Source organism: Nonomuraea angiospora, assembly GCF_014873145.1.
Lineage (GTDB): Bacteria > Actinomycetota > Actinomycetes > Streptosporangiales > Streptosporangiaceae > Nonomuraea > Nonomuraea angiospora.
In genome coordinates this window covers 13,010,494-13,036,602 of sequence record NZ_JADBEK010000001.1, presented here as the reverse complement: position 1 = coordinate 13,036,602, position 26,109 = coordinate 13,010,494, and the positions used below count along the sequence as shown (strand labels likewise).

The following is a 26,109-nucleotide window of genomic DNA, read 5'->3' as shown; positions in this document are numbered from 1 at the left end:
AAAGTTGTGGCCATGGGTGACAAGACAGACGAAAACTGTTTTAATCCCGCCTAGGTCCCAGAATGACCGTTTTCCTCGAGCGGGAAAGGCGGGGTCCGTGCGAGCACCAGGTGGCGAAGTAGTCATCACCGGCGGTCTCGGTTTCATCGGCTCACATCTGGTGGACGCCTACCTCGCGGCGGGCCATCGCGTACGGATCATCGACTCGAACGCCGGGGCGGTCGTGGACGGCGAGGACTACGACACCGACCCGCGCTGCACGGTCATCAGGCAGCGCGTGGAGGACCACCTGGCCTCCGGCGGCGACTTCGCGGGCGTGGACCGCGTCATCCACGCGGCCTCCTACGTGGGCCCGGCCAGCATCCTGTCGCGCTCGGGCCGGCTCGGGCACGACATCATCGGCAGCACCGCGCCGGTCATCGAGGCGTGCGCCGCCGCCGGGGTGCCGCTGTGCATGTTCAGCTCGGCCGAGGTGTACGGGCGCAGCGGCGTGCTCGACGAGAAGGACGACATCGTCGTGCCGACCCAGTACAACACGCGCATCGAGTACGCCGTCGCCAAGACGCTGGCCGAGGCCATGGTCTGCAACAGCCGCCGGCACGGGTTACGCGGCATCGTCATCCGCCCCTTCAACGTGGCGGGCGCGCGGCAGTCGCGGGCGGGCGGGTTCGTGATGCCCACGTTCGTGCAGCAGGCCCTGGCCGGGCGGCCGATCACGGTGTTCGCGGGCGGGGAGCAGGTCAGGGCGTTCATCGCGGCCAGCGACCTGACGGCGTTCCTCATCGGCTTCATGGACGCGGCCCTGGACGGCGACGACGTCATCATCAACGTCGGCAACCCGGCCAACGCCGTCACCGTCATGGAGCTCGCCGAACGCGTCAAGGCCCTGCTCGGCAGCCCCTCCCCCATCGTCGGCGTGGACGGCCGGAGCGTACACGGGCCGCACTACGCCGAGGCTGAGTCCTTCCACAAGATCCCGGCGCTCAGGGCGGCCACCGATCTGGGCTGGCGGCCCCGCGTCACCCTCGACGAGCTCATCATGGCCACCGCCGACTACTACCGCGCCCGCGAGGACCGAAGGGCAGTGAATGCGCCGCTTTGACCGCGTCCTGGTGATCTCCCCCCACGCCGACGACGAGGTCCTGGGCTGCGCCGGCCTGATGGCCGCGCAGGCCGAGCTCGGCGCCGAGGTGCACGTCCTGTATCTGGCGGTGGACGGCATGCGCCACTACGGGCTGGCCGGGGCCACGACCTACCAGCAGCGGCTGGACGAGATCGAGGCCGTGCGGGGCCTGCTCGGCTTCACCTTCGAGATCGCGTACGGGGACCGCGGGCTGACCGAGCGGCTCGACACGCTGCCGCGCCGGGAGCTGGTGGACCTGTTCGAGCACGCCCTGAACGAGCGGCGGCCCGACCTGCTGCTGCTGCCCAGCTTCGCCGACTACGACCAGGACCACTGCGCGGTCTTCGACGCCGGGTTCGCCGCCGCCCGGCCGATCGCGCAGCAGTTCGGCAAGTGGCTGGTGCCGAACGTCTTCATGTACGAGATGTCGAAGATCCAGTGGGCGTCCGAGCCGATGCCCCGCTCGACGGCTTACTGCGATATTTCCACTTATATGGGGCGGAAGCTGGAGGCGCTGCGGGCGTATGCGAGCCAGCACCGGCCCTCGCCCCACATCAGGAGCGACGATTCGGTGACGGCGCTGGCCACGTTACGCGGAGCGGAGATCGGCGTCGCTCACGCGGAGGCGTTCGGGGTGCTGAGGGAGGTCCTGTGAAGACGTTCGCGTTCGCCACCGGGATGGAGTTCGCCGCGCCGGCCGTGGACGTGCTGGTGGCGCAGGGCACCCCGCCGGCGCTGCTGATCGGCTACCCGCCCGCGCTGCAGCACCGCTCCGGGTTCGCGCCGCTGCGGGAGGCGTCCGAGAAGCACGGCATCCCGCTGCTGGAGACGTCCGACATCAACGACGGGCGGGCGTACGAGCTGGTCAAGGACATGGACCTGTTCGTCATCGCGGGGTGGTCGCAGCTGGTGCGCGAGCCCCTGCTGTCGGCGTGTCCCCTGGGGTCCATCGGGCTGCATCCCACGCGGCTGCCCGAGGGGCGGGGTCGGGCCGCGCTGCCGTGGACGATCATCAAGCGGCTGGAGACGAGCGCGGTCAGCCTGTTCTTCCTGGACGAGGGGGCCGACACCGGGGACCTGATCGCGCAGCGCGAGTTCACGGTCAGCCGGCGCGACGACGTCGGCGCCGTCTACCGCAAGGTCACCGAGATCAACGTGGACCTGCTGGCGACGTACATCCCGCTGCTGCTGGAGGGCCGCGTGGTGGCGCGCCCGCAGGGGCCCGGCGGGTCGTGGTGGGAAAAGCGGCGGCCCGAGGACGGGCTGATCGACTGGTCGCGGCCCGCCTCCGACCTCTACGACTGGGTACGCGCGCTGGCCTCGCCCTATCCGGGGGCGTTCACGTCCGTCTCCGGGCGGCGACTGTACGTGCACAGCGCAGACCTCATCGAGCACGGCGGCACGGAGCCGGCCGGGACCGTGCTCGCCCCCGTGTGGTCCACCGGGACCGGCGGGGTGCTGGTGGCCTGCGGGTCCGGACTGCTGGTGGTGCGCGAGGTGCAGTGGGAGGGCGGGGACCGGCGCGACGCCCTGGACCTCGTCGAGTCGGGCGAGCTCACGGTAGGCGCATGCCTGGGCACGTGAAGCGGGGCGTGCGGCTGAGCGGGGCCGTGATGGCGCATCCCCGGCGCATGGAGGCGGCGGCGCGGCTGGCCGGGGGCGTGCTCGACGTCGTCACCGACCCCGATCCGGGCGGCCGGCCCTCGGCGTTCCGCACCTCGCTGCTGGCCTGGTCGAGCATCCCCGGCGACTCCACCCACCACTTCCTGCTGCACGACGACATGGTGCTCTCCAGCACGTTCTTCCAGCGGGCCGAGCGCGCCGCCCGCGCGATGCCGCACGCCGCGCTCGCCCTGTTCGCGTTCTGGAACTCGCGCAACGGCGCCGCCGTCCGCCAGGGGGCGCTGGCCGGGGCGCGGTGGGTGGCGGGGGCGGGCGAGTACACGCCGGTGGCCGCCCTGCTGCTGCCCAAGGAGGTCGCCGAGGGGTACGTGGAGTGGGCCGCGGGGCGGGGCGACACGTGGCCCGACGACGTGCTCATGGGGCGGTACCTGCGCCAGGCCGGGGTGCCGGTGTTCGTGGCGGTGCCCAGCCTGGCCGAGCACGAGGACCTGGCGAGCCTGGTGGACAACGACTTCCAGGGGGTGCGCCGCTCACCGTGCTTCTTCGCCGACGACCCGCTGGCGGGGGTGGGCGAGGACGTCGTGCTGGACGATCTGCCGGTCATCCCGTTCTTCAAGCGGGGTGTCGCGCAGTGCGCCGTACGGGTGCCGGGGTCGGGGCGGTGGCGGGACCTGCGGTGCGAGGACTATCTGGCGGGGCTCGGGATCGACGCGGGCGCGGTGGTGGCTCGGGCGGGTGCGGGGGCGTATGGGGGGCTGTGGCTGACGGCGTACACGATGGGGGTCGTGCACGGAGGCCGGGGGCTGGGAGACGCTCGGGTCGTGGACGAGGCGCTGGCCACGATGGGGCCGGGCGGGTTGTGCCACGAGCTCTCGGGGCGGGAGCTGGGGCGACTGTCGGCGGAGCTGCACGAGGTGGCGCGGGCCGGCCTGGAAGCGGGCCTGCACGACGCGGCGCGGCCGGATCCGGAGACGGGCCTGGGGACAGCTCTGGAGACGCTCCCGTCGGATCGCCCGTCTCACGCCGTGACCTCGCCGTCCCCGGCCGATGATCCGCCGCGCGCCGTGACCTCGCCGTCCCCGGCGGATCGCCCGCCACGCACCGCGACTTCGCCGTCCCCGGCGGATCGCCCGCCACGCACCGCGACTTCGCCGTCTCCGGTCCCCTTGATCGCGGCCCCGGGATCGTCCGGGGCGGTGGCCGTGAGCGGTGCCGAGACGTTCGTTCGGGAGCACTTGGCGCACGCACTCACCGACCGGGGCCTCACCCTCGCCACCGTGGACTCCGGCGTGCCGGTGGTGCACGTGTGCGCCCTCGGCTGGTCCCCCGGCGCCGACCCGGAGGAGGAGCTGCGGCTCGCGCGGGCGGCCTTCGCGGGCGGGCGGGGCGGGGTGCTGCTCAGCTCGGTCCGCGTCTATCCGGAACGGAAGTGGGTGGACGAGGAGACACCCGTGTCGCCCGCCGACCCGCCGTTGTCGCGGGCCCTGCTCCAGGTGGAGGCGGCCGCGCCGGGAGCCGTGGTGCTGCGGCTGGGCGAGCCGTACGGGCCCGGCATGCCGCAGCGGGGGCCGGTGGCGGACCTGGTGCTGCGGTCGTCGCTCAACCGTCCCGCGCCCATCTGCGGGCGGCCGGTGCAGCTGGTGCACGTACAGGACGTCGCCGGGGCGGTGCTGGCCGCGCTGGAACGGGGGGTCGCGGGGCGCGTGTACAACGTCGCCAACCGGAAGCGGCTGCGCATGGGCGAGCTGGTCGAGGCGGTGTCCCAGGCGGTGCGGCCGATGGACGTCGAGACGTCCGACGAGCCTCCCGGGCCGCTGGTGAACGTCGAGCGGGCGAGGGTCGAGCTGGGGTGGCGGGAGGGTGTGACGCTGGACTACGGGCTGCACACGTTCGCACAGTGGCTGGCCTACGAGAGCGACCGCTCGTAGCCGGGCTGAGCTACGGCGCGAGAGCGACCACGCCCAGGTGGGTTGAGCAACGGCGAAGGGACCGCTCGCAGGCGGGCTCGGTGACGGTGGCCGGTGTCTGCTCTACGACAATGACCGCCAGCGGAGGGCGCCCTCGGGTGCGGCGCCGATGAGCCGTCCCGCATTGGCGGCCAGGACGGTGTGCCCTTCGGCGGGGCCCAGGTCGCTCCAGCCGGCCTCATGCCGCTCGGCCGTCCGCACGAGGATCCGGTCGGCCGAGATGGCGAACAATCGGCCGTTCATCGCGGTCAGGCTCACTGCGCCGGCGGCCGGACCGACGATCCTCCAGTCGTGGGTGCCGAGCTGCCGGATGGGCAGGTGCCACAGCTCGTCCCCGGAGGTGACGGCGAACAGCCCTTCGTCCACGGCGGCCAGGGCGATGGTGCCCTCGGGTGCCCGGCTGACGTCCCGCCACGGCTTCGGGGCCGGCACGGGGTCGCGGTAACGGATGGTGCCGTCCGGGGCGACCCCGTACAGCCCGGCGGGCGGGCCGCCGTGCGCCTCCCGGGGTGCGGCGAATGCGATCGCGTCGGTCTCGTCGATCGTCTGCCATGGGAGGTTCTGGCCGCATACGTCCCTGACGGCGAGGCTCCCGTCGGAGCAGGCGGCGTAGAGGCGGTTCTCGCAGCACACAAGCGCCCGCACGACGACGGCACCCCTCGGCTCGACGTCCGGCAAGGGGGCGAGGCCGCCGACTGGAGAAGTCGACGCGGCGGAGGGCGGCGGGGGTGGGGAAGCGGGTGTGGGGGTGGGGCCGATGAAGTCCCAGGTCGGGGTGGTGGGTGGGTGGGAGAGGCGGTTGAGGACGTTGCGGGTGATGGTGGCCAGGGCCGGGTCGTCGAGGGTGTTGCCCCAGTTGATGGTGCCGGCGTTGAAGACGGTGCCCGCGCCGAGGCGGTGGAGGCCCATCGTGGCGGCCCCGCCCTTGCCGTAGCGGCGCCAGTGGGACAGGTCGGCGGTGGCGAGGACGACGAAGGACGGTGGCGTGCCGTCGCGGCCGGTCGCCCGGGGGACGCCGGCCACCCATTCCAGGTCGGCCGCGTCCGTCTCGTAGCCGATCGCGCCTCTCCCGAACGTGTCGCCGTCCGCGAGCCCCGTCCCCTCGAAGACCCAGTGGCCGGCGAATCTCGCGGTGTAGGACTCCAGGGACATGACGCGCGAGTCCACCCAGCAGCCGGCGCCGTTCCTGAAGGAGAGGCCGGTGAGGGTGTTCTCGGGACGGTTGACGGGGTCGCTCGGCCACTCGACCGTGACCCTGCCGGAGTCGGTGGCGGCCATGGGGTCGGCGGTGGCGTCGCGGTAGCAGACCATGGTACGGAGGTCGTCCTCGAAGCGGACCTGCCACCAGCAGGTATTGCCGGAGAATATGGCGATATTTCCGCCACGGCGGGCAAATGCCTCCACCGCGTCCCGCATCTCCCACGACCAGTACTCGTCATGCCCGTTGATGACCAGCAGCCGGTAGCGGGAGAGGAGGTCGAGGCCGCCGTGCAGGTCCAGGCCCGAGCAGTAGTCGACGGTGTAGCCCGCCGGGCCGAGCCAGCGGAGCAGGCCGAGCTCCCACTCCTCGATCTGCGGCCCCGCGCCCGGCCGGTCGAAGGTGACCTTGACGGCGCGGTCGGGCTGCTCCGACTGGTAGAGGCCCTCGCCGGGGACGCCGGGCCGGTTGTACGCCTCCCAGGTGGGGAACGGGATCGAGACGATGATGGGCGAGGCGGGCACCGCGCTACGTACGACGAAATATGCGCTGGTGTCGCGGTAAATGGCTCGATAGAGGGAGCTGGGCCAGTCGTCGCCGATCTTCAGGGTCCAGAGCTGCCCGCCGGATTCATCCAGGCTCGCCCCGCCTGACGGCACGTCCTCCATGACGGCCCGGCCCGACGGCACGTCCTCCACCACGATCGGGCCGCCGTCGCCGGTGCCGAGGAGATGGAAGCGGAGCTGCTCCCCCTGCGCGCACGACGTCGCCTCCGCGTACAGGCTCATGTACGGGCCGCCTCCACGATCAGGCCTTCCAGGTCCAGCAAGTACTGTTCGATGCCCGGCGGGGGCAGCAGGGCGGTGTCGGCGTAGCAGGAGATCTCCATGCGGCCGGGCTCGCCGCCGACGTGCAGGCGGAAGTCGCAGATGTTGCGGTCCATCGCGTCCGTCCTGGCCACCTCGGTCTTGCCCTCCAGGGCGGCGACCTGGCCGTCCTCCTGGACGAGCCGCTGGTCGTTGAAGCAGCCGAACGGCCGGATCCCCGGCCCCACCCGGGTGACCGCCTCCTCCATCGCGTACGGGTCGTACTGCGCCTGCCGGTACGCCCGCAGCGCCGTCCCCCACGCCTGGCGCACCAGCGCGTCGAAGGACTCCGTACGCAGGTCCAGCACCACCAGCGCCTCCTGCGAGATCGTGGACACCACGTCGCGCCGCGCGGCCGCGAAGCGGTTGTTCACGATCACCCGCATCCCGCAGAACCGCTGCCCGGTCAGCCCCCCGGCCAGCCGCATCGCGCCCGCGAGCAGCACCGTCGAGGAGCTGACCCGGTTGCGGGCGGCGACCGCCTGAGCGGCGGCGGCCAGCGCGGGCGAGCGCATCGTGGCCTCCACGAAACGCGGCTCCCCCGGTACGTGCGAGGACGGCGGCACGGGGTCCATCCGGGCGTACTCCTCCAGCCAGAACCCGATCGCCTCCCCCGACACGCGCCTGCCCTCGGGCGAGTGCTGCCAGGCGGCGAGCTCCCGGGGTGTGGCGCCGCGCAGGGGCGGCAGGGAGTCGCGGAGCAGGAGCAGGCGGAAGTCCTTGACCACGAGTTCGGCCGCGTGGCCGTCGGCGGCGAGATGGCAGAGCACCAGGACGATATGCCGGACATATCCCCCGGCCACCACGAACGCCACCCGCAGCGGCCACTCCTCCCAGTACGCGAACGGCTCGGCCGCCAGCCGCTCGCCCACCTCCTCGGCCAGAAGCGACCCGACCGCCTCTGAACCGGCCTGCCCCGACTCCACCACCTCGTACGGCGGGCACGCCGTCGGCCAGATCCGCTGGAGCGGTGCGTCGGGTGGTCCGGTGAGCCGGGTGCGGAGTGACTCGTGCCGGGCCACCAGCCGTTCGAGGGCCAGCGCGGCGCGCTCCACGGTCACCGGACGTTTGGGCGCGGCGAAGACCCGGGCGATGTTGAGGTAGCGCTCCTGTGGCGCGGCGGCGACGACCGCCCGCCAGATGTCCTGCTGCCCCCAGGTCAGCGGCCCGTCCCGGCCCGCCGGCGCACCGGGGTCAGCCATGGAGCCGGACGTAGTCCACCAGCGCGTCCAGGCTGTCGATGGCCGTGGGGTCGAGCTCCACCCCGAACTCGGCCTCCACCGCGTCGATCAGTCGTAAGTAGGCCAGTGACGTGACGCCGAGATCGCTCAGCCGGGACTGCCCGGACAGCACCTCGGCCGGATCGACCGCCCCGTCGGCGGCCTTGGCGATCATGCCGGCGAGCCGTTCGTGAAGCTCCCCATCCATCAGCACCTGGTGAACCCTCCCTCGTCGGGGAATCCGGGGCGAGTGTGTCACGCGGTGCCAGACGTCGGCAAGCGCCTGTAGGTAAGGGCTTGACGCATGTGTGCATTTTTTCTAGCGTCAAGCGGCACGACGAAAAAAATTCTGGGGGTGGTTCCGTCGGCCCTTCCAGTGCCCGATCTCCTGACGTCCCGAGCCGCCACCGATCCCGACCACACCGCGCTGATCGTCGCCGGCCAGGGCAGCCTGACCCTGGCGGAGTGGGACGAGCGCTCCACCGCCGCCGCCCGCGCGCTCCCGGGGCCGCTCAAGGGCGATCGGGTCGCGCTGGTCTTCGGCGCCCGCGAATGGCTGGACTACGCGGTGAGCTGGATGGCCGTGCTGAAGGCGGGCGGCGTGGCGGTGCCGCTCTCGGACCGGCTCGCCCCGCCGGAGCTGGCGTACATGATCGAGGACTGCGGGGCGACCACGGTCGTCCACGGCGGCGCGGAGCCGGTGCTCCCTCCGGGAACGGCCGCCGTCCCGCTGGCAGAGCTCCTGCCGGGACCGGCCGCCGTCCCGCTGACGGAGCTCCTGCCGGGAACGGCCGACCGCGAGGAGACGGTGGCCCTGGATCCGCTCTCGCTCGCCCAGATCCTCTACACCTCCGGCACGACCGGCCGCCCCAAGGGCGTCGCCGCCACCCACGCGAACCTGGCCTCCCCGCCCGTCCACCCCAAGCGCCGCCCGTTCGCCCATTCCCGGCATCTGGTGCACGCCTTCCCCATCGGCACGAACGCCGGCCAGGTGATGCTGCTCCACGCCCTCACCGCCGCCCCGGCGGTGGTGACGCTCCCGCTCTTCACCCCGGCCCGCTTCGCCGCCCTGATCGAGGAGTACGCGGCCGGCACCGTCTTCGTCGTCCCCGCGATGGCCGCCGAGCTCCTCAACGCTCGCGTGCAGGACCGCCACGACCTGTCCAGCGTGCTGCTGCTCGGCTCGGCCGCCGCCGCGCTGCCCCCGTCGGTCGCCGCCGGCCTGACCGCCGCGTTCCCGAACGCGACCGTCGCGAACTACTACACCTCCACCGAGGCCGCCCCGGCGCAGACCATCATGATCTACGACCCGGACCGGCCCGGCTCGCTCGGCCGCGCGGCGGGCGGCTCCCGGCTCAGGATCGCGAACGCGGACGGCACCCCCGTGGCGCCCGGCGAGACGGGCGAGGTGTGGCTGCGCGCCGCCGCCCATCCCCGCGCCTACTACAACACCGGCGAGGACGGGGCGTTCCAGGGCGGCTGGGTGCGCATGGGCGACCTGGGCCGTCTCGACGACGAGGGCTACCTGTACCTCGTCGACCGGGAGAGCGACGTGATCAAGTCGGGCGCGTTCAAGGTCTCGACGATCCAGGTCGAGTCGGCGCTGCACGAGCACCCGGCCGTGGCGGACGCGTCGGTGTTCGGGGTGCCGCACCCGGTGATGGGCACGGCGGTGGCCGCCGCCGTGGTGGCCACCGGGCCGCTGGCGCTCAGCGACGTACGGGCCTTCCTGAGCACCCGGCTGGCCGGGCACGAGCTGCCCACGGTGCTGCTCACCCTGGACACCCTGCCCAGGAACGCCGCGGGCAAGGTCATCAAGCGGGAACTGCGCCGTATGGCAGAGGAGTGACGATGGTCCTGGCATCGCAGGCCCAGCACGGCATGTGGATCACCGAGATGATGCACGGCGGCGGCACCGCGTACCACATGCCGTTCGCCATGTGGTTCGACGGCCCGCTGGACCGGGGGGCGATGCTGAAGGCGTGCGAGTCGGTGCTCGCCCGCCACCCGGTGCTGGGGTGCGCGTTCGAGGACCGCGACGGGGAGCTGCACCTGGTGCCCGCCGCCGACCGGCCGCCGATCGGGTTCGTACGGGCGGCGGACGTGGACGGCCTGGTGCGCGAGGAGATCGCGCGGCCGTTCGACCTGGGGCGGGGGCCGCTGGCGCGGTTCACGCTGGCGGAGGTGGGGGCGTCGCGGCATCTGCTGCTGTTCGTGGGGCACCACCTGGTGTTCGACGGCATGTCGAAGGACCTGCTGGTGCGCGACCTGGCGGCGGCGTACTCGGGCGGGCCCCTGCCGCCGCTGCCCATGCCGTACGGGAGCGCCGCCGCGACCCCGCCCGAGGCCACGGCGTACTGGCACGAGCACTGGCGCGACCGCTCGACGGTGGTCATCGACGGGGTGGCCGGGACCGCGCGGACGGCCGGCCGGGGCGAGACGGTCCTGCTCGACCTGACGGATGAGATGTCCGGATGGGAGGGGGTGGGGGTCACGCGGTTCGAGCTGTTCCTGGCGGCGGTGCACGCCCTGCTCTTCCGCTACGGCAACGCCGAGCCGGCGGTCGCGGTCGCCATGTCCACCCGGCGGCCGGAGACCAGGGAGCACATCGGCCTGTTCGCCACCGAGTTACCCCTCTACTCCGCGCCCACGCCGGACACCACGCTCGCGGAGCTGGCCCACGACCTGCGGGCGCGGCTGCGCGACCTCAACCGCTTCCGCGACATCCCCGCGGCCAGGGCGGCGGGCGGCATCCGGCCGCGCCCGGCGCTGGCGCCGGTGTCGATCAGCTTCCGGCGGCGCGCGGCCGACGTGGTCTTCCCGGGCCTGGGCCTGGTGGCCGAGTGGAAGATGTCCAACCACATGGTCAGGAACGTCCTGCACCTGCAGGCCGTGGACGGCGACGACGGGCTGCGGCTCACCCTGCACCACAGCCCCGACGTCATCGGGCGCGAGCACGTCGAGCGGGCCGGGGAGCACCTGCGGGCCGTGCTGGCCGCCGACCCCGGCCTCCGGCTCGCCGACCTGCCCCTGCCCACCGCCACACCGACGCCGACGACGGCGTCCGAGCCAGTGCCGACGTCCGCGCCGGGCGAGGCCCCCACGGCGGACGGCGAGCTGGTCGAGCAGGTACGGCAGATCTGGATGGAGGTCCTGCGGATCGAGGAGCTCGCCCCCGACGAGGACCTGTACGACCTCGGCGGCCACTCGCTGACCATCACCCAGATCAGCGCCAGGATCAGGAAACGGCTCGGCGTCGAGGTGCCGTTCGACGTGTTCCTCGACGATCCGACGGTCGCCGGGGTGGCGGCGGCGGTCAGCGAGCTGCGCGCATGATCTCCCTGGGCCAGGAGCGGCTCTGGTTCCTGCACCGGCTCGACCCGGCCGACCCCGCCTACCGGGTGGCCGTCGTGCGCCGGATCTCCGGCCCGCTCGACGCCGACGCCCTGACCGGCGCGTTCGGCGACGTGGTGGCGCGGCACGAGTCGCTGCGCACCCGCTTCCCCGACCACGACGGGCAGCCGGTCGCGATCGTGGAGCCGCCGGGTCCCGTGCCGGTCGAGCGCGTCGACCTCGACACCCCCGAGCAGGCCGCGCGGCTGCTCGAAGAGCGCGCGAACACCCCTTTCGAGCTGGGCTCCGCGCCGCCCCTGCGCGTCACCCTGGTCCGGCTCTCCCCCTCCGACCACGTGCTGTGCGTCGTGCTGCACCACATCATCGGCGACGGCTGGTCGCTGAACGTGCTCATGGACGACCTGGCCACGTGCTACGCGGCCCGCCTGGACGGCACCCCGGCCGGGCTGCCGGAGCTGGCCACGACCTACGCCGAGTACGCCGACGCGCAGCGCGAGGCCGACGCGGACGCGGACGCGGAAAGGGACCTCGACCACTGGACGGCCAGGCTCGGCGGGGCCGCGCCGCTGGACCTGCCGGTGGACCGGCCGCGCCCGGCCCGGCGCGGCAGCGCGGGCGGGGAGACCTGGTTCGACCTCGATCCGGAACTGGTGGCCTCGCTGGCGCGGCTCGCCCGGGCGGAGCGGTGCACGCTGTTCATGGTGCTGCTGGCCGCGTACCAGGCGCTGCTGGCCCGCCACACCGGGCAGGACGACATCGTGGTCGGCACGCCCACGGCCGGGCGGAGCCGGCCCGAGCTGGAGCCGATGGTCGGGCTGTTCGCCTCGACGCTGGTGCTGCGGGGCGACCTGTCGGGCGATCCGGCGTTCACGGAGCTGCTGCGGCGCACCCGACGGACCGTGCTGGAGGCGATGGCGCACGGCGAGACGCCCGTCGAGCGGGTGCTGTCGGCGCTCGACATCGAACGCGACCTCAGCCGCACGCCGCTCTTCCAGACCATGTTCGGGCTGCACAACGCGGCGGTCGGGTACGGCGAGGCCGCCACGTTCGCCGGGCTGGCCAGCGAGCCGTTCCCGCACGGGACGCCGCCCGCGATGGTGGACCTGCGCGTGGACCTGTGGCCGGACGGCGGCGGGCTGCGCGGCGCGTTCGTCTACAGCGCCGAGCTGTTCTCCCGGGGCACGGTGGAGCGGCTGGCGACGCGGTTCCTGACGCTGCTGGGCTCCGTCGTCCGCCGTCCCGGCGCGCGGGTGTCGGAGCTGGAGGTGCTGCCGCCCCAGGAGCGCCGGCTGCTGGACTCCTGGAACGACACCGCGACCGATGTCCCGTCCGGCACGGTCGTGGACCTGTTCCTGCGGCAGGCGGAGCTGCGGCCGGACGCCGTGGCGGTGGAGTGCTCCGGGCAGGCGCGCACCTATGCCGAGGTGGCCGGCCGGGCCCGGCTCGTCGCGGCGGGGCTGCGGGCGCGCGGGGCGGGGCCCGGGTCCGTGGTGGCGGTGTGCCTGCCGCGCTCGGCCGAGCTGCCAGGGACGCTGCTGGGCGTCATGATGGCGGGGGCCGCGTACCTGCCGGTGGACCCGGCGCTGCCCGCCGGGCGCGTCGCGGCCATGCTCGCCCAGGCGGGCGTGCGGGTCGCGCTGGCCGGCCCGTCGGCGCCCCTGCCCGGGAACGTCGAACGGATCGCCCCGGCGCCCGAGGCGTCCGGCCTTCTGGACGCGGCGTCGGGCCCCTTGAACGCGGCGTCCGGCCTTTTGGACGCGGCGTCCGGCCCTTCGAACGCGGCGTACGCCGGGGCCCCGGCGTACGTGCTGCACACCTCGGGCTCCACCGGCACGCCGAAGGGCGTGGCGGTGCCGCACTCCGCGCTGGTCAACCTGCTGGCCGGGATGGAACGGCTGCTCGGCTCCCGCCCGGAGGACGTGTGGCTGGGCAGCACGGCGCTGTCGTTCGACATCGCCGGGCTGGAGCTGTACCTGCCGCTGGTGACGGGCGGGCGGCTGGTGCTGGCCGGTGACGACGCCGTGCGCGACGGGGTGGCGCTGGCCCGGCTGATCGGCGCGTCCGGGGTCACCCACGTGCAGGCCACGCCGTCCGGGTGGAGCATGCTGCTGTCCGCCGGGCTGGACCCGTCGGGGCTGGTGGCGCTGGCCGGGGGCGAGGCGCTGCCGCTCGCGCTGGCCCGGCGGCTGCGCAGGCGGGTGGAGCGGCTGCTCAACATGTACGGGCCGACCGAGACCACGATCTGGTCCACCGCCTGGGAGGTGCCGCCCTCCCCCGACCGGGTGAGCATTGGGCGGCCGCTCGCGAACACCACGGTACGGGTCCTCGACCGCTCCGGCTCCCCCGCGCCCGTCGGCGTCCCCGGGGAGCTGGTCATCGGCGGCGCCGGGGTGGCGCTCGGCTACCTGCGCTCGCCGGGGGAGCCGCCCGAGGCGTTCCCGGGCGGGTGGTACCGCACGGGCGACCGGGTGCGGTGGCTGGCCGACGGCACGCTGGAGTTCCTGGGGCGCGGGGACGGCCAGGTCAAGCTGCGGGGGCACCGGGTCGAGCCGGGCGAGATCGAGGCCACCCTGGAGCGGCACCCCGGGGTGCGCCGGGCCGCCGTGGTGGTGCGGGGCGGCGACCTGGTGGCCTACGTGGTGCCCGCCGTCCCGGACGATCTGCTGGAGCGGGCGGCCGAGTGGCTGCCCCCGTACATGCTGCCCTCGGTCGTCGTGCCCCTGGAGGACCTGCCGCTGACCCCCAACGGGAAGGTGGACCGGCGGGCGCTGCCCGAGCCCGCGCGGCCGGCGGCCGGCCGGGGCGGCGCGCCGGTGACCGCCAGGGAGCGGCAGGTGGCGCGGATCTTCGCCGAGGTGCTGGGCACCGGCGACCTCGGCGCGGACGACGACTTCTTCGCGCTCGGCGGCCACTCGCTGCTGGCCACCCGGGTCATCGCCAGGCTCGCGGCGGCGGGCACGGCGGCGCCGCTGCGGGAGCTGTTCACGCATCCCACGGTCGCCGGGTTCGCCGCGACGCTGGACGAGCCGGCGGGCGAGCCGGGCAGCCCCCTCGTGCCGCGCCCGGCCGGCACGCTGCCGCCGCTCTCCCCCGCCCAGGAACGCCTGTGGTTCCTGCACCGCCTGGATCCCTCCGACGCCTCGTACAACATGTACATCGTGCGCAGGCTCCAAGGGCCGCTCGACGAGGCGGCGCTGGAGCGGGCGCTGACCGGGCTGATCGCCAGGCACGAGTCGTTGCGGACCCGCTTCCCCGAGGTGGACGGGCGGCCGGTGGCCGTGGTCGAGCGGCCCGCACCCGCCAGGATCGAGCGGCTGGAGGCCCGCGACGAGGCCGAAGCGCGCGCGCTCGTCGCCGCCCGCACGAACGCCCCGCTCGACCTGGGCGCAGCGCCGCCGCTGCGCGTCACGCTGGTCCGGATCGGTCCGGACGACCACGTGCTCTGCGTCGTCCTGCACCACATCGTGGCCGACGGCTGGTCGATCACCGTCTTCCTGGACGACCTGGCCGCCCTGTACGCCTCCGCCGAGCTCGCGCCGCTGGCCGTGCAGCACGGGGACGTCGCCGGGTGGCGGCGGGAGCAGGACCGCGGCGCGGCCCTCCACTACTGGCGCGCCCGGCTCGCCGACCCGCCCACCCTCGACCTGCACACGGACCGGCCGCACCGCGCCGGGGCGACGCGTGGCGACTTCCACCTGCTGGAGGTGCCGGGCGAGCTGCTCGCCCGGCTGGAGTCGACGGCTCGCCGGCATCGGGTGACGCTCTTCATGGTGCTGCTGTCGGCGTACCAGATCCTGCTGTCGCGGCACACCGGGCAGGACGACGTGCTGGTCGGGTCGCCGACGGCGGGGCGGGACCGGGTGGAGCTGGAGCCCCTCATCGGCTACCTGAGCACCACGCTCGTCCTGCGCGGCGACCTGTCGGGCGACCCGGCGCTGGAGGAGCTGCTGGCCAGGACACGAAAGACCGTCCTGGACGCGATGGCCCATCATGACGTGCCGTTCGAGCAGCTGCTGGCCGAGCTGGACGTGGAACGGGACCTGGCCAGGAAGCCGATGTTCCAGACCCTGTTCACCCTGAACAGCCAGACCGCCGACGGCGAACGCGACCACCTCGGCCCGGTGCGGATGTCGTTCTTCGACGACGGGTACCGGCAGGCCAAGTTCGACCTGACCGTGGAGGCGTGGCGGTCGCCCGGGCGGCTGCGGGTGGCGTTCGGATACGACGCGGGGTTGTTCGACGCGGAGACGGTGGCGGAGCTGGCGGAGCGGTTCGCGGTGGTGCTGCGGGGGGTGGCCGACCCGGGCAACCGGCGGGTGCCCCTGTCGCGCCTGCCCGTACTGACGCCGTCCGACGAGGCCCTGCTCGCGTCGCTGGACCGCCCTGCGGCGGGCCCTCCGATGGGCCCTCCGATGGGCCCTCCGATGGGCAGCGTGGGGACCGTCGGAGGGCTCATCGCCGAGTCGGTGGCGGCGCACGCCGGCGAGGTGGCCGTGAGTTGCGGCGCCGAGGCCGTGACGTACGCCGAGCTGGAGCGGCGGGTGGCGCGGCTGGCAGGGGAGCTGGCCGGGCGGGGCGCGGGCGAGGGGGACCTGGTCGGGCTCCGGGCGGGCCGCTCGGTCGAGGCGGTGGTGGCCATGCTGGCGATCTGGCGGGTGGGCGCCGCCTACGTGCCCCTGGACCCCGGGTACCCGCCGGGGCGCCTGCGCGCCATGGCCGCGGGGACGTCCCTCATCGTCGCGGCGGGGATCGAGCCGGGGGCGGGCCCCGCGGAACGCAGGCCCGGCCTGGCGTACGTGATCTACACCTCGGGCTCCACCGGCACCCCCAAGGGGGTCGCCGTCGAGCACGCCGGGCTGGCCGAGCGGGTCCGGTGGATGCGCTCCGCGTACGGCCTGCGCCCCGGCGACCGCGTCGTCCAGCTCGCCTCGCTGAGCTTCGACACCCACGCCGAGGAGATCTTCCCGGCGCTGGCCGCGGGCGCCACGGTCGAGCTGCTGCCCGGCGGCGGCGCCACCCTGCCGGACCTGCTCGCCCGGCGGGCCGACGTCACCGTGCTCGACCTGCCCACCGCCTACTTCCACCACCTGGTGGACCTGATCGACGAGATCCCGTGGCCGGACCGGCTGCGCCTGGTGATCCTCGGCGGCGAGCAGGTGCGCGCGCAGGCCGTGGCCCGCTGGCGCGAACGCTTCGGCGACCGGGTGCGGCTGCTCAACACCTACGGCCCCACGGAGACGACGATCATCGCCACGTGCGCGGAGCTGGCGGGCGGGGACCCGCATCCGCCGATCGGCCGCCCGGTGGGGGCGACCCCGGTCCAGGTTCTCGACCGCCACGGGGCGCCGACCCCGCCGGGCGCGCCCGGCGAGCTGTACGTCGGCGGGCCGGGCGTGGCCCGCGGCTACCTCAACGCCCCCGATACGCCGTTCGTGACCCTGCCGGAGGGCCGCTACTTCCGGACGGGCGACCGGGTGCGGCTGCGGCGCGACGGCCGGTTGGAGTTCCTCGGCCGTCTGGACGACCAGGTGAAGGTGCGCGGGTTCCGCGTCGAGCCGGGCGAGGTCGAGCACTGCCTGCTCGCCCATCCCGCCGTCCGGCAGGCGGCCGTGCTCGCGCGGGAGGGCGACCTGGTGGCCTACGTGGTGCCGCGTGGGGAGAGCGGTGTGGCGGGCCTGGCCGAGCACGTGGCGCGGGCGCTGCCGCCGTACCTCGTGCCCGCGCGCTGGGTGCTGCTCGACGCGCTGCCCCTCACCCGCAACGGCAAGCTCGACCGGGCCGCGCTCCCCGAGCCGGACGCCCCCGTTGGGAGCGACGGCACGCCGCCCAGGACCGACGCCGAGGAGCTGGTGGCCGACGTCTGGGCGGAGGTGCTGGGCGCGGACAAGATCGGCGCGTTCGACGACTTCTTCGCCCTCGGCGGCCACTCGCTGCTCGCCATCCGGGTGGCCGCCCGGTTGCGCGCCCTGGCGGGGGTGGACCTGCCGATCCGTACGCTGTTCGACCGCCGTACCGTCGCGGCGCTGGCGCAGGCTGTCGAGGAGGCGCTGGTGGCCGAGATAGCGGGGCTGTCCGACGAGCAGGTCATGAGACTGGCGGAGGAGGGCCCATGACCGAGTTGACGCAGGCCCAGCGGGCGCTGCTCACCCAGCGGCTGCGCAGGCGCGGCGGATCGCGGCCGGCCATCCCCGCGCTGCCCGCCGACCGGCCGCCGCCCCTGTCGTACGCGCAGGAGCGGCTGTGGTTCATGGAGCAGTACGCCCCGGGGAACGCCGCCTACACGATCCCGCTGGTGCGGCGGGTGCGCGGGCCGCTCCGGGCCGACGCGCTGGCGGCGGCGCTGCGCAGGGTCTGCGAACGCCACCAGCCGCTGCGCACCCGCTTCCCGGCGGGCGCGGACGGGCAGCCGGACGTGCTGGTGTCGGACGAGTCCGAGGTCCCGCTGACCGTCGCCGCGGCCGGGTCGGCGGAGGAGGCCAGGGAGTTGGTGGGGCCGTTCCTGGCGGAGCCGTTCGACCTGGTGGCGGGCCCGGTCATGAGAGCCCTGCTGGTACGGCTGGCGCCCGACGACCACGTGCTGGCGCTGGCCGTGCACCACATCGCGGCCGACGGCTGGTCGGCGAACCTCCTGCTGCGCGAGATCCTGGCGTTCTGCACCGGCGGGACCGCGCCCGAGCTGCCGATCACGTACGGGGACTTCGCCGCCTGGCAGCGCGAACGCGCGGACGGCGACGTCGGCTACTGGCGCGACCGGCTGGCCGGGCTGCAGCCCCTGGAGCTGCCGGCCGACGCGCCGCGGCCGCCCGAGCTGACCTACGCCGGGGCGGCGCACCACTTCGCGATCGCCCCCGAGCTGGCCGAGCGGCTGGACCGGCTGGGCGGGGAGCATCGCGCGACGCCGTACATGGTGCTGCTGGCGGCCTTCGCGGTGCTGCTCGGGCGGTACGCGGGGCAGGACGACGTGGCGATCGGCTCGCCGGTGGCCGGGCGGGCGCTGCCCGAGCTGGACAACCTGGTCGGGTGCTTCGTCAACCTGCTGGCGATGCGGGTGGACCTGTCCGGGGATCCGTCGTTCGAGGAGCTGCTGGACCGGGTGCGGGAGCTGGCCACGGACGCGTACTCGCACCAGGAGGTGCCGTTCGAGCGGCTGGTGTCGGAGCTGAACGTGGCGCGGGAGCCGTCCAGGTCGCCGGTGTTCCAGGTCCTCCTCGCCATGCAGAACTACGGCGGCGAGCCGGAGCCGGGGCCGCTGACGCTGGAGGGGTTCGAGCCGGGAGTGTGGGCGACCCGCTTCGACCTGGAGCTCTACACCGGGGGCGGCGGGGCGTTCCTGTTCGTCTACAACACCGCGCTGTTCTCCGCCGAGCGGATCGAGCGCATGGCCGGGCACCTGGTCACGCTGCTGGAAGGGGTGGCGGCCGATCCGGCGGCGCCGGTGTCGGAGCTGGAGCTGCTGACGCCGCGCGAGCTGGACGAGCGGCGGCGCTGGAACGACACCGCCGTCGACCTCGGCCCGCCCGGCCTGCTGCACGAGCCGGTCATGTCCGGCGCGGACAGCGGGGCCGTGGCGGTGCGGCATCCCGGGGGCGAGATCACGTACGGGGAGCTGCGCCGCCGGGTGCGGTCGCTGGCCGCCGAGCTCAGGGCGGCTGGGGCCGGGCCGGGCCGGTTGGTGGCCGTCGTGATGGAGCGGGGCTGGGAGCAGGTCGTCGCGGTGCTGGCGGTCAACGCGGCCGGGGCGGCGTACCTGCCGATCGACGCCGACCTGCCCGACCAGCGGCGCTTCGAGCTGATCGAGCGCGGCGGATGCGCGATCGCCGTCACCCAGCCCTGGCTGGAGCTGTCCTGGCCCGCCGGGGTGACCCGGCTCGCGGTGCTCCCGGACGCCGACGCCCCGCCCTTCGACTGTCCCGCCTCCCCCGCCGACCTCGCGTACGTGATCTTCACCTCCGGCTCCACCGGCGCCCCCAAGGGGGTGATGATCGAGCACCGGGCCGCCCTGAACACCGTCCGCGACCTCAACCAGCGCTTCCGCGTCGGCCCCGCCGACCGCTTCCTCGCGCTGTCGGCCCTGAGCTTCGACCTGTCCGTGTACGACGTCTACGGCGCGCTGGCCGTCGGGGCGACCCTCGTCATAGGCGACCCGGCCGCCGACAAGGACCCGGCCGCCTGGGCCCGCCTGGTGGAGCGGGAACGCGTCACCGTCTGGAACTCCGTGCCCGCCCTCATGGAGCTCCTGGTGGACCACGCCGAGCACGAGGGCGCCGACCTCGGCTCGCTGCGCCTGGTCCTGCTGTCGGGCGACTGGATCCCGCTGACGCTCCCCGACCGCATCCGCGCCCTCGCCCCGGACGCCGAGGTCATCAGCCTGGGCGGCGCCACCGAGGGGTCGATCTGGTCCATCTCGTACCCGATCGGCCGGGTGGACCCGGCCTGGACCTCCATCCCGTACGGCCGCCCCCTGGCCAACCAGACGTTCCACGTCCTCGGCCCCGGGCTGCGGGACATGCCCGTCGGCGTGCCCGGCGACCTGTACATCGGCGGCGCGGGCGTCGCCACCGGCTACTGGCGCGACCCCGAGCGGACGGCCGCCTCCTTCCGCACCCACCCCCGCACCGGCGAGCGCCTCTACCGCACGGGCGACCTCGGCCGGTACGCCGCCGACGGCGTCATCGAGTTCCTCGGCCGGGCCGACGCCCAGGTCAAGATCCGCGGCTACCGGATCGAGCTGGGCGAGATCGAGACCCATCTCGCCCGCCACCCCGACGTGACCGAGTGCGTGGTCACGACCGACGGGCGGGGCACGGGGGCGCAGCTCGTCGCGTACGTGGTCACGCCGCGCCTGGACCCGGTGCGGCTGCGCGCCCACCTCGCCGAGACGCTGCCCGCGTACATGATCCCCGCCCGTTTCGTCGCCCTCCCGAGCCTGCCCCTCACGTCCAACGGCAAGGTGGACCGCCGCCGCCTCCCCGCCCCCTCCGCCGCTCCGGCAGGAACGCGCACCCGGCCGGAGACCGACACCGAACGCCTGGTGAGCGCCGTCTGGGCGGAGGTGCTCGACGGGGCGGACTTCGGCGTCGACGACGACTTCTTCGACGTCGGCGGGCACTCGCTGCTGGCCATCAAGGTCGTGGCGCGCCTGCGCAGGCGGCTCCCGTCGCCGGTCGCGGTGGTGGACCTGTTCAAGCATCCGACGGTGCGCGAGCTGGCCGCGTTCGCCGACGGGGGCGCCGCCGGGCCGCGCGGGCTGCTGCACGAGCTGACGCCGCGCCGCGCCCGTGCCGAGCTCACGTACGTGTGCGTCCCGTACGGCGGGGGCGCCGCGGTGGCCTATCAGCCGCTGGCCGACGCGCTGCCCGCCACGCACGCGCTGTGGGCGGTCGCGATCCCCGGGCACGACGTGGGGCTGGAGGATGACCGGCTGCCTCTGGAGGAGGTGGCCGACCGGTGCGTGCGGGAGATCCTGGAGAAGGTACGGGGGCCGCTCGCGCTGTACGGGCACTGCGGGGTCGGGTCGGCGCTGACGGTCGCCATCGCGCGGCGGCTGGAGGCGGCGGGGCGGCGGCTCGAAGCGGTCTACATCGGGGCGATCTTCCCGTTCGCCCGGCCGGGGAACCGGGTTCTGGCGGCGCTGTCCCGGGTGGCGCGGCGGGAGTACCTGCGCAGCGACCGCAGCTACGCCAACTGGCTGACCTCGATGGGGCTCGACATGAGCGAGCTCGATCCGGGACAGGCGCGGCACATCATCAGGAACATGCGCGAGGACACGGAGGCCGCGGAGGAGTATTTCACCGGGCTGTTCGAGAGCGCGGTGGAGCCGTTGCGGGCGCCGGTGATCAGTGTGGCGGGCGAGCGGGATCCGGCTACCGAGTACTTCGAGGAGCGGTATCGCGAGTGGCACTTCCTGAGTCCGACGGCCGCGGTGGTGGAGCTGGATGAGGCCGGACACTTTTTCCTGAAATATCGGGCGCAGGAGCTGGCCGAGATCGTGACCCGCACCCACCTCGCCCTGGAGACGGGCGAGCCGGCGTCGGGCCCGAACTGGCGCCTGCACGACACCTCCCACCTCATCCCATCCGCACGGCCGGCCCCGGCTCGGGGATCGCTCGCCGGGCCGCAACCCAGCATGCGGCGGTTCCTGGCCGTGGCCGGGGGCCAGCTGCTGTCGATCATGGGCTCGGCACTGACCGAGTTCGCCATTCCGATCTGGATCTATCTCACCACGGGCTCCCTGGCCCAGTTCGCCCTGCTCGCCGTGCTCGGCCTGGTGCCGGGGATGGTGGTGGCCCCGCTGGCGGGCGCCATCGTGGACCGCAGCGACCGCCGTACCGTGATGCTCGGCGGCGACTTCGCCGCACTCGGGACGCAGCTCCTGCTCGGCGTGCTGCTGTGGACCGGCAACCTGCAGACCTGGCACGTCTACCCGCTGCTCGCGCTGCTGTCGGTGGCGCTCACGTTCCAGCGCCTCGCCTACAGCTCGGCCGTGCCGCAGCTCGTGCCCAAGCGGCACCTCGGCCACGCGAACGGCATCGTGCAGATGGCCGGGGGGATGACGCAGCTCATCGTGCCGCTGGCGGCCGCCGGGCTGATGGCGGTCGTCGGGCTCGGGGGCATCCTGGTCCTGGACGTGGTCAGCTACGTGTTCGCGATCGCCGTGACGCTGCTGGTGCGCTTCCCCCGGGCGATGGCCTGGCGGCGCAAGGAGCCGGTCATGACGGAGCTGGTGGCCGGGTTCCGGTATTCGTGGGGGCAGCTCGGCTTCCGGCGGATGCTGCTGTTCTTCGCGGTCCTGAACGTGTTCCTGTCGCCGCTCTTCCTGATGATCTCGCCGCTGGTGCTGTCGTTCGCGGGGCTGCAGGACGTGGGGCGGATCTCGTTCCTGTCGGGGCTCGGGGTGCTGCTCGGCGGCCTGGCGATGACGGTGTGGGGCGGGCCGGGCCACCGGCGGATGCGGGCGGTGCTCTGGTGCACGCTCGCGCTGGCCGTGTTCTGCCTGGTCACGGGGTTGCGGCCGGATCTGGTGACGATCGGGATCGGGGCGTTCGGGATGTCGTTGTGGGTGACGCTGCTCAACGGGGTCTACGCCACGATCGTGCAGGTGAAGGTGCCGCAGCGCTTCCACGGGCGGGTGTTCGCGCTGAACACGCTGATCGCCTGGTCGACGCTGCCGCTGGGGTTCGGGCTCGTGGCGCCGTACGGGGCGGCGGTGTTCGACCCGCTGCTCGCCCCGGACGGGCCGCTCGCCTCCACCGTCGGCGCGCTGATCGGAACGGGGGCGGGGCGGGGGGTGGGGTTGATGTACGTCCTGTTCGCGGTCGCGATGGCGGTGCTGGCGGTCGTGGCGCTCCGGTCCCGGCTGCCGTCCCTGGTGGACGACGCCGCCGACGCCGCGCCCGACGACCTGGTCGGCCTACAGTCCCTCGAACGACGCCGCCTCTAGCCCTTCCTTGAGCGCCTGGAGGAACAGGACGGCGTCCCTGCCGTTGACCAGCCGGTGGTCGTAGGCCAGCCCGATCACCGCCACGGTGCGCTCGCCCTCCCGCTGCGGCGAGGTGAGCGCGAGGGCGCACGCCTGGCCCGGGAAGACGATGGGGACGGCCATGACGATGTCACGGTCGTGGTGCAGGGTGACGACGATGTTGCCGCCGTCCAGGTGCTCCTGCCTGAACCCGCCGCGCTGGGCCAGCCTCCGGAAGCCGGCCAGCTCCCCGGCGATCTCCTCGATCCCCTTGTCGTGCGCGTCCCGGATGACCGGCACGTACAGGCCGGTGCCGAGATCGATCGTTACGCCCACGTCGGGGGCGTCGGGGACGGCGGCCGTGTCCTCGTCCAGGAGGGTGGCGAAGCACAGCGGGAAGTCCTGGTGCAGGCGGGCGACGGCGGCGATGAGGAGGTCGGGCAGGCCGACGAGCTTGCGCAGGCGCTTGGTGAGGTCGCGGGCGGCTGCGGTGGCCTTGCCTACGTCGACTTTTATGGCGGTGTAGGCGGCGGGGATCGTCCGATGCGAAAGGCTCACCGTCCTTCCGACGGCCCGCTGATTCCCGCTCAGCCGCTGCACGCTCTCCCCGGCCGGCACGCCGGAGTCAGGCGCGGCACCGGGTGACGCGACAGCGGCCGACGTGGCGGGGGCGGGCACGATACTCGGCGCAACGGCGGCGGGCGGGACGACGGCGGGCGGCGTCTCGCCGGGTGGCGTGACTGCGGGCGACAGCGCGGTGGGCAGGGGCGATGGGGGTGTCTCCGGGACGGCAGCCTCCGCGGACAGCGCGAGTCCTTGAGTGGCAGGCGGCGCCGGCGGGGGTGCGCCCGTTGCGGCCAGGCGCTCGACGTCGGCGCGCCGCACCACCTTCACGGGCAGGGCGCGCACGCGGGCGGGGTCGATGCCCAGCTCGTCGATGAGCGCCTGCGCGGGCGCCGTGATCAGCGGCGCCGTGGAGGGCAGGGCCTCACCGGAGCCCGCCGCGACCGGTGCGGGATGGGAGGTGATGCGGGCGATGGGCTGGCCCGGGGTGCAGTCGGCGCCCGCCGGGACGAGGTGGACGAGGATCCCGTCGTGCCCGCTGACCAGCTCCTCCACCGTCTTGGACGTCTCCACCGACGCCACCACGTCATCGCCCCGCACCGGCGCGCCGTCCGCAACCAGCCATTCCAGCAGCACGTACGCCGAGTCGTTGGTGTTCAGCTTCGGCACCCGGATCTCAGCCATCCAGCCCCTCCAGCACGGCACGGCGGATCGTGGAGTCCTGGACGAGCACCTCGCGCTCCAGGTGGGCGGCCGTGGGGATCACGCTGTCCGCCGAGCTGACCAGCCGGACCGGGCGCCGCAGGCGGCCCCAGAGGCGGGTGTGCAGGTCGGCGGCCACGTGGTCGCCCCAGGTGCCGCCCGCGCTGCCGTCCTCGGCCACGCACACCAGCGGCGCCCGCCCGAGCAGCGGCAGCAGGTCCGACAGGTCGAGGGGGTATAAGCGCGAGGGGACCATCAGGACGCCGGTCAGGTCGTGGTCGAGCAGCAGGGTTCGCATGGCGGCCAGCGCGCGATGGGCGACCCCGCCGGGGGTGATGAGCACGTAGTCGAGGTCGCCGGAGGGGATCTCAAGGCCGCCGGGTCCACCGGTGTCGAGGCGGACCACCGCCACGTCGCCCACCAGTTCCCACGTGAACAGCTCGTCCACCTCGTACATCCGCCGCGTGTAGAGCACCTTGTCCTCGAACAGCAGGCACGGCTCGCCCAGCGCCAGCATGCGGTCGAGCACGGCCCGGTTGTCGTGGAAGGGCGACATCTCGAACAGCGACAGCCCGGGGATCCCGATGAAGTGCTTCTGCGGGCTCTGGCTGTGGGTGGGGCCGTAGCCGCGGTGGCCGCCGGACGGGCACCGGATCACCAGCGGGAGGGGCACGCGGTGCCCGTACATGGAGACGGATTTGCCGGCGAAGTTGAGGATCTGGTCGAAGGCGAGCGCCGCGAAGTCGGCGAACATGATCTCCACGACCGCCTTGCCGCCCGCCAGCGCCAGCCCCGAGGCCGCACCGACGATGGCGCCCTCGCTGAGCGGGGTGGTGAGCACGCGGCCGGGGAAGCGGGTGGACAGGCCCTTGGTGATCTTGAAGGCGCCGCCGTAGGGGTCGAGGAGGTCCTCGCCCAGGACGTACACGGAGGGGTCGTCCTCGAGGAGGCCGTGCAGCGCGCGGTTGAGGTTCTCGCCGACGCGCGCCCGGCCCGCGGCCGCCCCGCCGACCGTCACGCCGCCCGCCAGACGGACGGCGGCCGGGCGGCGACCTCGGCCGCGATCCGGTCGATCCGGGTACGGGCCTCCGCCTCGATCCCGGCGGACTGTACGGGGTGCGCGGCCTGGTAGGCGGCGTACCAGTCGAAGCGCGGGAAGCCGGGCGGCCGGGTGTCGTCGCCCTTGCTGTGGGGGCCGAGGCGGTGGGTGGCGAACTCCACGACCAGCGGGCACGACTCCGCCCGTACCCGGTCGACGAGAGGCGCGAGCTGGGCGCGGATCTCGTGAATGTCCACGATGTCCACCCGGTGGTGCGCCACGCCGAACGCGTGCGCCCGCCCCTCCACCGTGCCCGCCATCTGCAGCCCCGTCGGCGTGGACTGGGCGATGCCGTTGTGCTCGACCACGACCAGGAGCGGGAGCCGCCAGAGCTGGGCCAGGTTGAGCGCCTCGTACACGGCGCCCTCGCCCCAGGTGCCGTCGCCGATGTAGACGCACGCCAGCGCGCCCGGCTCGTACCGTTTCAGCCGCAGCGCGACCCCGGCCGCCACGGGTAGGCTCTGGCCCTGCACGCCGGTGGACAGGTAGCGGTCGCGCTTCAGGTGCTGGCTGCCGCCGACGCCGTCGCAGATCGCCCCCTTCCTGCCCATGATCTCGGCCAGCAGCCCCTCCGGGTCCTCGAACCTGGCCAGATAGTGGCCATGGCCCCGGTGGTTGCTGAAGATCCAGTCGCTCTCGCGCAGGAGCGTCCGCAGGGAGACGGGGACGTACTCCTGGCCGAGGCAGGTGTGGGTGGTGCCGTTGAGCTCGCCGCGCTCGAAGAGCGCGAGCAGCTTCAGCTCGAAGGATCGGATCAGCAGTAACAGCGCCAGGTCGTCGTCAGAGAGTTTGTCCATTGAGTCTCTCGAGCACCAGGAGAACCTCCTGAAAGGCTAACAATCCGCATATTTCCCGTCCAGGGCCGTCTCCAAGCCTCGATGGAACGGTCCGATTCTTCCTCGAACGGATCCCTGACCGAGATCACCGCTCATTAC

General features: G+C 73.8%; 14 protein-coding genes. 8 read left to right on the top strand and 6 right to left on the bottom strand.

Features of this window, described 5'->3' with window-relative positions:
• The first annotated feature begins 97 nt into the window (after nucleotides 1-97).
• Genes H4W80_RS59655 through H4W80_RS59640 form a run of 4 tightly spaced genes read left to right on the top strand, consistent with a single transcriptional unit; the run spans nucleotide 98 to nucleotide 4,674 of the window.
• Nucleotides 98-1,102 (top strand): NAD-dependent epimerase/dehydratase family protein, encoded by a 1,005-nt coding sequence (locus H4W80_RS59655; RefSeq protein ID WP_192793120.1) that lies wholly within the window; start codon nucleotides 98-100, stop codon nucleotides 1,100-1,102.
• Complete coding sequence (locus H4W80_RS59650) at nucleotides 1,089-1,778, top strand: PIG-L deacetylase family protein (protein ID WP_192793119.1); 690 nt, start codon at nucleotides 1,089-1,091, stop codon at nucleotides 1,776-1,778. The genes H4W80_RS59655 and H4W80_RS59650 overlap by 14 nt, the downstream gene beginning before the upstream one ends.
• Nucleotides 1,775-2,707 (top strand): methionyl-tRNA formyltransferase, encoded by a 933-nt coding sequence (locus tag H4W80_RS59645; RefSeq protein WP_192793118.1) that lies wholly within the window; start codon nucleotides 1,775-1,777, stop codon nucleotides 2,705-2,707. The genes H4W80_RS59650 and H4W80_RS59645 overlap by 4 nt, the downstream gene beginning before the upstream one ends.
• Entirely contained in the window at nucleotides 2,692-4,674 is a 1,983-nt protein-coding gene (locus H4W80_RS59640; RefSeq protein ID WP_192793117.1) for an NAD-dependent epimerase/dehydratase family protein, read from the top strand. The genes H4W80_RS59645 and H4W80_RS59640 overlap by 16 nt, the downstream gene beginning before the upstream one ends.
• 102 nt (nucleotides 4,675-4,776) lie before the next feature.
• On the opposite strand, the gene H4W80_RS59635 is transcribed toward H4W80_RS59640, so the two are convergent.
• From H4W80_RS59635 to H4W80_RS59625, 3 genes are read right to left on the bottom strand one after another with little or no spacing between them, the layout of a single operon-like run.
• Nucleotides 4,777-6,699 carry a N,N-dimethylformamidase beta subunit family domain-containing protein gene (locus H4W80_RS59635; protein WP_192793116.1) on the bottom strand — a complete coding sequence of 641 codons (1,923 nt, stop codon included), beginning with the start codon at nucleotides 6,697-6,699 and terminating at the stop codon, nucleotides 4,777-4,779.
• Complete coding sequence (locus H4W80_RS59630; protein WP_192793115.1) at nucleotides 6,696-7,979, bottom strand: condensation domain-containing protein; 1,284 nt, start codon at nucleotides 7,977-7,979, stop codon at nucleotides 6,696-6,698. The genes H4W80_RS59635 and H4W80_RS59630 overlap by 4 nt, the downstream gene beginning before the upstream one ends.
• Nucleotides 7,972-8,205, bottom strand: a complete 234-nt coding sequence (locus tag H4W80_RS59625) for an acyl carrier protein (protein ID WP_192793114.1) — start codon at nucleotides 8,203-8,205, stop codon at nucleotides 7,972-7,974. Before H4W80_RS59625 ends, H4W80_RS59630 begins: the two co-directional genes overlap by 8 nt.
• A gap of 168 nt (nucleotides 8,206-8,373) precedes the next feature.
• On the opposite strand from H4W80_RS59625, the gene H4W80_RS59620 reads away from it, so the two are divergent.
• The 4 genes from H4W80_RS59620 to H4W80_RS59605 are packed head-to-tail and all read left to right on the top strand — an operon-like array spanning nucleotide 8,374 to nucleotide 22,791.
• The gene (locus H4W80_RS59620; protein WP_318787593.1) at nucleotides 8,374-9,846 is read left to right on the top strand and encodes a class I adenylate-forming enzyme family protein; all 1,473 of its coding nucleotides are present in this window, start codon (nucleotides 8,374-8,376) and stop codon (nucleotides 9,844-9,846) included.
• A gap of 2 nt (nucleotides 9,847-9,848) precedes the next feature.
• Entirely contained in the window at nucleotides 9,849-11,333 is a 1,485-nt protein-coding gene (locus H4W80_RS59615; RefSeq protein WP_192793112.1) for a condensation domain-containing protein, read from the top strand.
• Entirely contained in the window at nucleotides 11,330-17,464 is a 6,135-nt protein-coding gene (locus H4W80_RS59610) for a non-ribosomal peptide synthetase (protein WP_192793111.1), read from the top strand. Before H4W80_RS59615 ends, H4W80_RS59610 begins: the two co-directional genes overlap by 4 nt.
• Nucleotides 17,461-22,791, top strand: coding sequence for a non-ribosomal peptide synthetase/MFS transporter (locus tag H4W80_RS59605; RefSeq protein ID WP_192793110.1), 5,331 nt, complete (start codon nucleotides 17,461-17,463; stop codon nucleotides 22,789-22,791). The genes H4W80_RS59610 and H4W80_RS59605 overlap by 4 nt, the downstream gene beginning before the upstream one ends.
• On the opposite strand, the gene H4W80_RS59600 is transcribed toward H4W80_RS59605, so the two are convergent.
• From H4W80_RS59600 to H4W80_RS59590, 3 genes are read right to left on the bottom strand one after another with little or no spacing between them, the layout of a single operon-like run.
• Entirely contained in the window at nucleotides 22,762-24,057 is a 1,296-nt protein-coding gene (locus H4W80_RS59600; RefSeq protein WP_192793109.1) for a 2-oxo acid dehydrogenase subunit E2, read from the bottom strand. The two genes, H4W80_RS59605 and H4W80_RS59600, sit on opposite strands and share 30 nt — an antisense overlap.
• On the bottom strand, nucleotides 24,050-25,093 hold the full coding sequence (locus H4W80_RS59595) for an alpha-ketoacid dehydrogenase subunit beta (protein WP_192793108.1): 1,044 nt from the start codon (nucleotides 25,091-25,093) through the stop codon (nucleotides 24,050-24,052). Before H4W80_RS59595 ends, H4W80_RS59600 begins: the two co-directional genes overlap by 8 nt.
• The gene (locus H4W80_RS59590) at nucleotides 25,090-25,971 is read right to left on the bottom strand and encodes a thiamine pyrophosphate-dependent dehydrogenase E1 component subunit alpha (RefSeq protein ID WP_192793107.1); all 882 of its coding nucleotides are present in this window, start codon (nucleotides 25,969-25,971) and stop codon (nucleotides 25,090-25,092) included. The genes H4W80_RS59595 and H4W80_RS59590 overlap by 4 nt, the downstream gene beginning before the upstream one ends.
• Between the last annotated feature and the right edge of the window lie 138 nt (nucleotides 25,972-26,109).

What these genes read in the sequence shown, in the direction of transcription:
- H4W80_RS59650 (WP_192793119.1), top strand. Translation starts at nt 1,089, where the DNA reads ATGCGCCGCTTTGACCGCGTCCTGGTGATCTCCCCCCACGCCGACGAC.
- H4W80_RS59640 (WP_192793117.1), top strand. Translation starts at nt 2,692, where the DNA reads ATGCCTGGGCACGTGAAGCGGGGCGTGCGGCTGAGCGGGGCCGTGATG.
- H4W80_RS59635 (WP_192793116.1), bottom strand. Translation starts at nt 6,699, where the DNA reads ATGAGCCTGTACGCGGAGGCGACGTCGTGCGCGCAGGGGGAGCAGCTC.
- H4W80_RS59630 (WP_192793115.1), bottom strand. Translation starts at nt 7,979, where the DNA reads ATGGCTGACCCCGGTGCGCCGGCGGGCCGGGACGGGCCGCTGACCTGG.
- H4W80_RS59625 (WP_192793114.1), bottom strand. Translation starts at nt 8,205, where the DNA reads ATGGATGGGGAGCTTCACGAACGGCTCGCCGGCATGATCGCCAAGGCC.
- H4W80_RS59615 (WP_192793112.1), top strand. Translation starts at nt 9,849, where the DNA reads ATGGTCCTGGCATCGCAGGCCCAGCACGGCATGTGGATCACCGAGATG.
- H4W80_RS59610 (WP_192793111.1), top strand. Translation starts at nt 11,330, where the DNA reads ATGATCTCCCTGGGCCAGGAGCGGCTCTGGTTCCTGCACCGGCTCGAC.
- H4W80_RS59605 (WP_192793110.1), top strand. Translation starts at nt 17,461, where the DNA reads ATGACCGAGTTGACGCAGGCCCAGCGGGCGCTGCTCACCCAGCGGCTG.
- H4W80_RS59600 (WP_192793109.1), bottom strand. Translation starts at nt 24,057, where the DNA reads ATGGCTGAGATCCGGGTGCCGAAGCTGAACACCAACGACTCGGCGTAC.
- H4W80_RS59590 (WP_192793107.1), bottom strand. Translation starts at nt 25,971, where the DNA reads ATGGACAAACTCTCTGACGACGACCTGGCGCTGTTACTGCTGATCCGA.